1 protein-coding gene is annotated in these 874 nt (G+C 60.5%); it reads right to left on the bottom strand.

Going from position 1 to position 874, the window contains the following annotated elements:
- Positions 1-431: 431 nt before the first annotated feature.
- A partial coding sequence (locus A5692_RS06115; protein WP_156765952.1) for a sensor domain-containing protein occupies positions 432-874 on the bottom strand: 443 nt, incomplete at its 5' end.

Here is an 874-nt window from a genome sequence, read left to right as displayed (position 1 = left end):
CTGGACAAAATCTCGGCGAAGATACCCCGATAGACCCGGGAGAATCGGAATACTTTGTGCAGGATCCGGGAGGAGTACCATGACAGGACTGCTGAGGTTTTAACAACCGTACCTCGTTGACTTTTAGGACCTCACCCCTTATCGGTTCAGCTCGATTGGAATCTCACTCATGTCGAAATTGACACGTTTGGCCGCAGGAGCAGCGATCGCCGGAGCGCTCACCGCGGTATCCGGCGGCCTGGGCGACACGGTGGCGCGCTCCGATCCGTCTCTTCCATGTCCGCAGATCGCGCGTTGCGACCCCGGCTGGGGCGGAGAACCGCTGGCCACACCCGATAGTCCCGCAGCTGTCAGCTCGCCCTCGGGCGGCCAAGCGATGGCCACGCCCGCTAGTCCCGGATCCTGCACAAAGTATTCCGATTCTCCCGGGTCTATCGGGGTATCTTCTCCGACATCTTGTCCAGAATTGTCGCGGTGGCCGGAGCGCCATTGCCGTATTGGCACACCTGCGCAGTGATGATCACATTGTTCTTCGCGCGCGCCACGTTGGGGCAGACCCAGCCGGTGATCTGCCCGTCCTCTAGTTCCGTTCCCGTCCACCGCACTCCCGTATCGGTCGCGTCGGTCTTCTGGAATCTCCATCGATATTTGCCGCTCAGGTGGATGACGGCATTGCTGCAGGCGTCGAGACGCTTGGCAAAAGCGTTGCCAAGCAACACCGTCGCTGCTTTGGAATCGACGACCGTCGCAACGGCTTGACGGACCGCATGCTCGTACGTGTCCTTGTCCTCTTTGTAGAGATTGCTCCGCCACGCGGTGTAAGCCACCCCCACCGAGTACGTGTCTGGCGCGATCAGCGGTTCGCACTCTGGGT

This window comes from Mycobacterium sp. E342, from assembly GCF_001667665.1.
In the GTDB taxonomy this organism is placed as follows: domain Bacteria; phylum Actinomycetota; class Actinomycetes; order Mycobacteriales; family Mycobacteriaceae; genus Mycobacterium.
Note: the sequence above shows the minus strand (reverse complement) of the source record. Positions and strands in the feature narration are given on the sequence as shown.